This window comes from Micromonospora sp. 15K316 (assembly GCF_004348525.1).
GTDB lineage: Bacteria > Actinomycetota > Actinomycetes > Mycobacteriales > Micromonosporaceae > Micromonospora.
Genome location: NZ_SMKG01000289.1, coordinates 1 through 6,312, shown reverse-complemented (window position 1 = coordinate 6,312; position 6,312 = coordinate 1). Strand labels below are relative to the sequence as shown.

Genomic DNA, 6,312 nt, shown 5'->3' with positions numbered 1-6,312 from the left:
GGGTGGCGGTGGCGCCGGGGGAGCGCAGCGAGGCCTGCGGTGGCTCCGCCACAGGCGCGCCCGTGCCGCCCCGGATCACCCCGTTGCGCATCGCGCCGCGTTCGGCGGCGTTCAGCCCGTCGAGCCCCGGTGGACGCGTCACGCTGGGCCGCGGCACGCTCGTCGCCTGCGGCCCGGTCCGGACCGGCGGAGGCACGACCATGGGTGGCGTCGCGACCGGCGGCGGGGCCACCGACGGCGTCGGCGTCGGGGTCACCACCGTCGGTGGCGGCTGCATCTTCTCCAGGATCTGCTTCTGGATCTCCGCCGGATCGGTCGGCCTGGGCACCGTCCTGACCGGCACGGGTGGCTTCGCCACGGGTGGCTTCGCGACCGGCGGAGGCGCGACCGGCGGGGGTGCCACCGGCGGAACCCCGGTCGGGCCGTGCCACGGCGGGTGACCCACCAGGTTGAGCACGGCGTCCATCGGGAAGAACGGCGGGCCGTGCCCGCCGCTCACCTTGCTCATGGTGTCGAAGTACTCGTTGGCCGTCTGGTGGGCCAACTGCTGTGCCTTGCGGTTGTACTCCTTCTGCTTCTCCTGGACCGCCTCGGCCTCCGCCGCCTGGATGCCCTTCTCGCCGTCGTAGAGACCCAGCGTGAAGCCCTGCTTGAAGCCCTCGGAGAACTGTGTCCAGCCGTCCGCGTTCTTGGCGTCGTTGATGGCGTTCTGGTACTCCGTCCAGAGCCGGTCCATCTCCGCCCGAGAGTCGCGGGCGATGCCTACCATCGCCCGCAGCGCGGCGACGTTGTTGAGCGTGGCGTCCATCCACTCATCGAGGTAGGCCAGGGTCTTACCCGGACCAGCCTGCAGGAAGGCGTCCCGCGCCTGCGGTGACTTCCAGGTCTCGTCGTGCAGCGCCTGGCTGGCGTTGAAGAGCTGCTGGTGGATGCTCTGCAGCAGGTTGTAGGCGTTCTGCCACTGGTCGGCCAGCGCGGAGATGTCCTCCGGGTGCTGGCCCAACACCTGCTGGCGAATCGCCTCGATCGTGGCCCCGCCCTCGTCGGACGGGGGCGGGGTGAACTGCAGATCCGTCTGCTGCGGCGGAGTGACGTAGCGGGTGCCCTCACCGCTGGGGCCGCCGTGTGGATAGATCGCGCGGGCACCCCAGTAGTCCGCCATGGCGTCTTTCCTCCCTGGCTCAGATGCCGTAGTCGTGCCGCTTGATCTCGTCCAGGGCGTTCCTGGTCGGCGAGTCGCAGACCTCGCTGGGATCCACTCCGTCGGTGTTCTGCCCGACGTGCAGCTCCTGGGTGACGTTGCCCTCGCCGTCGGTATCCGTGACGTGCCGGGTGCCGTCGGCGTTCTGCCGGTCGACCGACCTCGACGTCGTCTCGCCGTCGGCGTCCAGCTGCTCGTCGGTCCGGGTGTTGCTGCCGTCCTCGCCGTACGTGGTGGTCTGCCGGCTGCCGCCGGTCGCCTTGCCGTTCGCGTCGTAGTTGGTGGTCGTGGTGATCGTCGAGTCGTCCCGTACGACCGTGCTGGTCCGGCTGCTGCTGGTGCTGGTCACCTTGCCGGACGGGTCCTTGGTGACGATCGTGGTCAACGTCCCGCCGCCCGGCAGCGTCTGAGTGGTGAGAGTACGCACGCTGCCGTCCTCGGCGAGCGACGTGTGGGTGACGCTGCCGTCGGGGTTGACCGTCGGCTGGCCGGTGTCTGTGAACTTCTGCTGCTCCCCGCCTCCGCCGTGGTCGGCCGCGGACAGCGACTCGAATTGCTGGTCCCAGTAGGTCTTGCCGGTGACGAAGGGGGGCAGGCCAGGCGGCCGCGGCGCGTTCGCGTCGCCGAAGGCGAACCGAACCGCGTCCAGCGACGCCGCGGACCAGCCGTCGGTCGAGGAGTAGGCGTCGGCGATGGTCTGTGCCGCCATGCCGGTGTTGGTCAGCGCCGTGCCCAGGTAGGTGATGTAGCGCTGCAGCTCGCCGTAGTTGCCGGCCATCTGGCCCTTGATGTATCCGGCCTCGGGCAGCACCGCGCCTTCCCAGGCGCTGTTCGGCAGCTCCGCCAGCAGGCTCAACTGGCCGCCGTGGTTCTGCAGGTTCTCCTGGATGGTGACCATGTTCTTGCCGTAGTCGACCATGCCGTCGATGTCGACGTCGACCGGCTTCTGATCGGCGAGCCAGTCCGTGCGGGTGTTGAGATCAGTCTCCCGCTGGTAAGGATTTTCCTCCGCCACCGACCCTCCCCTGGTGCGGCGGGCCCCCGCCCGAGTGTGCACAGATCGATGCCCAGCCTAGCTTCAGTCGGCAACGCACGAGTACTGGCGATCGGTCACGACCTGTCATCATCCACCACATCGGACCGATCGAGGTGGCCCGATTCGGCACGGGACGCTACCGTCAGCATCGGCCGCATTCGGCCACCACATCAAGGGGACGCTTCCCTGAACGGGGGGCGCGAGCAGAGGAGCGGGTGAGTCCACCTTGACCGACACTCCAGGACTGGGTCAGGTTCACGCCACCCAGGAACAGCTCAACGCGATGGCCCAGCGGTGCAACGACACCGGTGAGAGTCTCGCGCAGGGAATGGCCCAGCTCATCGAGCGGATCCAGACCCTGGGCGGCGGGGGAATGCGGGGCTCGGCGAACAACGCCCTGCAGGACGTGTCAGTTCAGCTCAACGACGGTCTGCGGACGATCATCACGGCGCTCGACGAGCTGTCCGGCAAGATGACCAACGCCGCGACGCAGTACGGGATGAACGACGAGGACGCGGCGACCGAGATTCGCAACGCCGCCGCCGAGACCGGCGACACCAGCGTGATGAGCATCCTGCGTGGCTGAGGCCGCAGGCGACGAGCGAGAGGTGACAATTCCGTGACCAGTCCCATCACTTACAACTTCGGCCAGATCTCGGACGTGGCGACCGCCATCGGCACCTACCAGGGCCACATGGACGGCGCTCTCCAGGACCTGTACACCCAGTTCACCCAGCTCTTCGCTGCGGACTGGCAGGGTGCCGCGGGTCAGGCCTGCGACGAGGCCCGGCAGAAGTGGAACCAGGGCGCCGAAGAGATCAAGAGCGCGCTGATGCGCGTCGGAGTCAAGCTCGGTGCCTCGGCGGATCGGATGCAGCAGGTCGACCAGGCGATCGCCGCCGGCATGTGACGGGCGGGCCGAGCCGCCTCCGTCCACGGTGGAGGCGGCCGGCTCCACCGATCAATCGTCGGTCCGACCGGCGGCACCGGCGGGGACGGCCACCCGGCGGGGACTTCGATAGGCTTCCGTCGGCGACCTTGGGGGAGGGGCGATGGAGGAGCGGCCGAACTTCGGCGCGTTGAGCGCCATGATCGGTGACCTCAAGAAGGCCTGGTCCGGAATGGACGAGGTGCAGAGCAAGATGCTTAAGGTCACCGGCACGGCCTGGTCGGACGACCAGACCATCAAGGCGGTGGTCGGGCCCCGCGGTCACCTGCTCGAGCTCGAGATCGACCCGCGGGTCTTCCGGCACCCCAACTCGAAAGCGCTGGCGGCGACGATCGTGGCCACCGTCCGAATGGCCGTCGAGGACGCCGCCGAGCAGTCCAAGGAGATCCTCGACGGCAGCCTCGCCCCCGACCTGCGGCGGATCGCGCCCGGCGGGAACCAGCTGCAGAAGCTGCTGCACAGCCACGACGCCGATGTGCTCGTGAAGGGGGACGACGATGAGTAGCTTCGTCGAGATCAAGTCCAGCGTCGCCGACATCATCGGCATCGCCAACCGGATCAGCGCCAGCGGTCAGTCGCTCGCCTCGACCATGACGTCGAAGCTCGGCGCGGTCACGGCCATGGAGTCCGCGCACGGCACGCTGCCGCGCGGCGACGAGTTCGTCGAGGAGTTCCTCAAGACGTACCACAAGTCGATCGAGGTGCCCGGCGGTGGCGCGCAGCCGATGAACGAGGCCGTCAAGAGCAGCATGCCGAAGTTGGGTGAGGCGATGGTCCAGCTCGGCAAGTACGCCGCCGACGCCATGTGGAGCTACACCGGCACCGACGACGACAACCGCGACCAGATCAACCGGGCCGGTGGCCGCAGCTGACCGTGGCCCCGTCGTGAAGCACGGCGGTGAGGGAGAGGACTGCGCGTGAGCGACAGTGACCACGCGCTCGCCGAGATTCTGGAGTGGTTCTCGGACCTCGAAGCCGCGATCCCCGGGGTGCGCTCCACCGTCGGCGAGATCCTGATCGGCAAGATCCCCGAGTCCGACATCGGCGCCGTCTACGACCTGGCCGACACCTGGGCTGACGCCGCTGAAGCACTCGGGACGTTCTACGAGGAGGCCGCACACGCGGCCGACGGCATCCTGAACAACTGGTCCGGTGACGGCGCATCGGCCGCCTTCGCCGAGCAGTGGTACAAGTACATCGAGTCGCTGGCCGGATCGGTCGACACCCTCGCCTCGATGGAGCAGGCCGTACAGAGCTACGGGCTGCAGGTCGAGCTCATGAAGTTCATGGCCCTGATCGGCCTGATCATGCTCGCGGTCTCGCTCTTCATGCTGGTCGCCGCGGCCATTCCGTCGCTCGGCCTCTCCACCGCCGGAATCCCGGGAGCCTTCGCCGCCTGTCGTGCGGCGATCGGTGCCGCCGCCAGCAACGCGATGCGCGCGATCGGCAGCATCTCGGTACGCGCGGCGCTCGCCGAGGCTACCGCGCTGGTGACCCGGGCGCTGCCCACCCTGATCCGTACCCAGCTGCCCAATCTGGTCCGCACCCAGCTGCCCCGCCTGGTCACCACCCAGCTACCGAACCTGATCCGGCACGAGCTGCCCACGCTCATGCGGCACACCCTGCCCACCCTGCTCCGGCAGGGCGGCACCACCTTCGCGCGCGGCGTCCTGCCCCGCAACGTCATCGCCCGTTCGGTGGCCGACCGGATGGCCGGGCAGTGGCTGCGCAGCGTCACCAACCGCGAGCTGCTCCGCCAGCTCGGCCGCGAGGCCGGGTTGGAGTCCCGCCGGCTCGCCGGGCGTGGTCTGCTCGCCGCCCGAAACCAGCTGGCGAAAGAGATCGAGGAGCAGCTGCTCCGCAAGTTCGGGGCCCGGGTCGGCACCGACCTCGCCGGACGTGCGGCGGGCACCTCGCTGACCCGGATGGCCGGCAGCGAGGTGTTCGAGCAGGTCAGTCGCGAGGCGCTGGGCCAGTACGCGGCCCGCGAGATCGCCGCCACCACGTTCAGCCGGGAGCTGGCCAAGTACGTGGGCACCCGGGTGGCCTTCGGCGCCGGCTTCATGGGCGCCGGTGACCTGCTCGGCCAGATGTACCAGATCGCCGGTGGTGAGCGGGCCAGCCTCGACCTGGGGCAGCTGGGCATGTCCACGCTCCAGGGCGGCGTCTTCGGCGCCTCGATGTTCGGTGGTATCACCGGGCACATCGTCGGCGGCGGGGTGGTCGGCGCGGGCATGTCGGCGGCGACCCTCGCCGCCCAGGGCAAGCTCGACTTCACGAACATCACCAGGGAGAACGTCACCGAGATCCTGCACGGCGGAGCGGAGGGCGCCAAGGCCGGCGCGATCTTCGGCGCGCAGAACAAGATGGAGGCCGTCAACGTCGGCAGCACCCTGCGGATCGGCCACGACGTGGTGGTGCTCCCCGAGGGGATCGGCGCCTTCGACCGGGCCGACGGGCTGCAGGTCACGTACAGCGAGCACGGTGCGTCCTGGCAGCGGGTCGACGGCAGCGGCGTCCGGATCGACGGTGGAACCATCGGCGCCGACGGGACGGTCCTCTCCCGGGACAGCACCCAGTCGCCCACCCCGAACGTGGTCGACGGGGATGTCATCCGGTCCGAGCCGTCCGCCCCGCACACGCCCCTCGCGCAGCTGCCCAGCACCGACGTCCCGCAGCGTACGAACCTGGTCGGTGGGACGGGCGGTGGGGACGGCGGTGGCGGCGGAGGTGGCCCGCGTCAGCCCGCCCATCCGACGTCCGGCGGTCGTACCGCAGATGTCGGGATCCGGACCACGGACCCGTCGCGGCCGGTCGGAGACGTCACCCGGCCGACCACCGACCACAGTGCGCCGGTCGCCGACCGCACACCCACCGACGCGTCGCCGCAGCGCCCGACGCCCGACTCCGCGCCGCCACCGGGCGACCGGACGCCCGCCGACGGCGGGCCGACCGGCGACCGCGGCCCGGAGGGTCCTTCCACGCGGGAGACGACGCCGGACCGGATCGGCGACGACCCGAGCCGGCCGGAGCAGCGCGAGCCGGGCGACGCCCCGCCCCCCGAACGCACCCGGTCGGAGCCGCCCGGGTCGCTCCGGGACACCACCGGCCCTGTCTCTTATACAC

The 6,312-nt window shown here is 70.1% G+C and carries 6 protein-coding genes and 1 pseudogene; 5 read left to right on the top strand and 2 right to left on the bottom strand.

Features of this window, described 5'->3' with window-relative positions:
- Together E1211_RS29675 and E1211_RS29670 are read right to left on the bottom strand one after the other, a co-directional pair.
- Positions 1-1,162: hypothetical protein (locus E1211_RS29675; protein WP_207915554.1), on the bottom strand; the 1,162-nt coding region annotated here is incomplete at its 3' end.
- 19 nt (positions 1,163-1,181) lie between these two features.
- Positions 1,182-2,216 (bottom strand): hypothetical protein, encoded by a 1,035-nt coding sequence (locus tag E1211_RS29670; RefSeq protein WP_132353141.1) that lies wholly within the window; start codon positions 2,214-2,216, stop codon positions 1,182-1,184.
- 247 nt (positions 2,217-2,463) lie between these two features.
- On the opposite strand from E1211_RS29670, the gene E1211_RS29665 reads away from it, so the two are divergent.
- The 5 genes and pseudogenes from E1211_RS29665 to E1211_RS29645 form a co-directional block, all read left to right on the top strand.
- Positions 2,464-2,823 carry a WXG100 family type VII secretion target gene (locus E1211_RS29665; RefSeq protein WP_243709755.1) on the top strand — a complete coding sequence of 120 codons (360 nt, stop codon included), beginning with the start codon at positions 2,464-2,466 and terminating at the stop codon, positions 2,821-2,823.
- A 33-nt stretch (positions 2,824-2,856) separates the two neighbouring features.
- Complete coding sequence (locus E1211_RS29660; protein WP_132353139.1) at positions 2,857-3,147, top strand: WXG100 family type VII secretion target; 291 nt, start codon at positions 2,857-2,859, stop codon at positions 3,145-3,147.
- Positions 3,148-3,289: 142 nt separating this feature from the next.
- On the top strand, positions 3,290-3,691 hold the full coding sequence (locus E1211_RS29655; RefSeq protein ID WP_132353137.1) for a YbaB/EbfC family nucleoid-associated protein: 402 nt from the start codon (positions 3,290-3,292) through the stop codon (positions 3,689-3,691).
- On the top strand, positions 3,684-4,058 hold the full coding sequence (locus E1211_RS29650; protein ID WP_132353135.1) for a hypothetical protein: 375 nt from the start codon (positions 3,684-3,686) through the stop codon (positions 4,056-4,058). The genes E1211_RS29655 and E1211_RS29650 overlap by 8 nt, the downstream gene beginning before the upstream one ends.
- Before the next feature lie 45 nt (positions 4,059-4,103).
- Positions 4,104-6,312, top strand: a pseudogene (locus tag E1211_RS29645) (hypothetical protein); the annotation flags it as partial.